Source organism: Bacillus sp. MRMR6 (assembly GCF_001940785.1).
In the GTDB taxonomy this organism is placed as follows: Bacteria; Bacillota; Bacilli; order Bacillales; family Cytobacillaceae; genus Neobacillus.
This window is the reverse complement of record NZ_MSLS01000080.1, coordinates 1-1172: the sequence shown is the minus strand read 5'-3', so window position 1 is coordinate 1172 and position 1172 is coordinate 1. Positions and strand designations below refer to the sequence as shown.

Here is a 1172-nt window from a genome sequence, read left to right as displayed (position 1 = left end):
GTCTGGGCCGTGTCTCAGTCCCAGTGTGGCCGATCACCCTCTCAGGTCGGCTACGCATCGTCGCCTTGGTGAGCCGTTACCTCACCAACTAGCTAATGCGCCGCGGGCCCATCTGTAAGTGTCAGCGAGAAGCCGACTTTCAGCTTTCCCTCATGAGAGGAAAAGGATTATCCGGTATTAGCATCGGTTTCCCGATGTTATCCCAGTCTTACAGGCAGGTTGCCCACGTGTTACTCACCCGTCCGCCGCTAACCAAGAGGTGCAAGCACCTCWWGATTCGCTCGACTTGCATGTATTAGGCACGCCGCCAGCGTTCGTCCTGAGCCAGGATCAAACTCTCCATGAAAGTTGATATAGCTCATTTGTTACGTTGGCTCATGTTCTCTAATTTAATAGAAGAAACATGAAAATTTATTGTTTGTTGACTTTTTTGTTTGTTTAGTTTTCAAAGAACAATTTAACTGCCGTTTGTGACAGGAATAATAGTATATCGCGTTTCAACTAGTGTATCAATATTAAAATTTTACCAATTACTTGATGAAGTTTCTATTTAATACATTCATCTTCAAAAGCGACTTTCCTATCATAACACCGCCGGTGTTTACTTACAATAGATAGTTTTTTCCATTTTTGTTAATGGGATTAAAAAAGACAGAAAGTGAATTTCTGTCTTTCGCCTGGCAACGTCCTACTCTCACAGGGGCGCCTGCCCCAACTACCATCGGCGCTGAGAAGCTTAACTWCCGTGTTCGGTATGGGAACGGGTGTGACCTTCTCGCCTTAATTACCAGACTATTAAGTTTGAGGTTTCATTCCCTCAAAACTAGATAATGTAGAAGAAGTTTTGTAAAACCGAGTTCACCTTACTCATATYGCTATGTTTTGGTTAAGTCCTCGAACGATTAGTATCAGTCAGCTCCACACGTCACCGCGCTTCCACCTCTGACCTATCAACCTGATCATCTTTCAGGGTTCTTACTAGCTTGCGCTATGGGAAATCTCATCTTGAGGGGGGCTTCATGCTTAGATGCTTTCAGCACTTATCCCGTCCGCACATAGCTACCCAGCGATGCCTTTGGCAAGACAACTGGTACACCAGCGGTGCGTCCATCCCGGTCCTCTCGTACTAAGGACAGCTCCTCTCAAATTTCCTGCGCCCACGACGGATAGGG

General features: G+C 46.1%; 3 rRNA genes. All 3 read right to left on the bottom strand.

What is annotated here, in order from left to right:
* Window positions 1-346: ribosomal RNA gene (locus BTR25_RS26655) — 16S ribosomal RNA — on the bottom strand; the annotation flags it as partial.
* A 329-nt stretch (window positions 347-675) separates the two neighbouring features.
* A 5S ribosomal RNA gene (rrf, locus tag BTR25_RS26650) occupies window positions 676-792 on the bottom strand.
* A gap of 90 nt (window positions 793-882) precedes the next feature.
* Window positions 883-1172 (bottom strand): 23S ribosomal RNA (locus tag BTR25_RS26645); the annotation flags it as partial.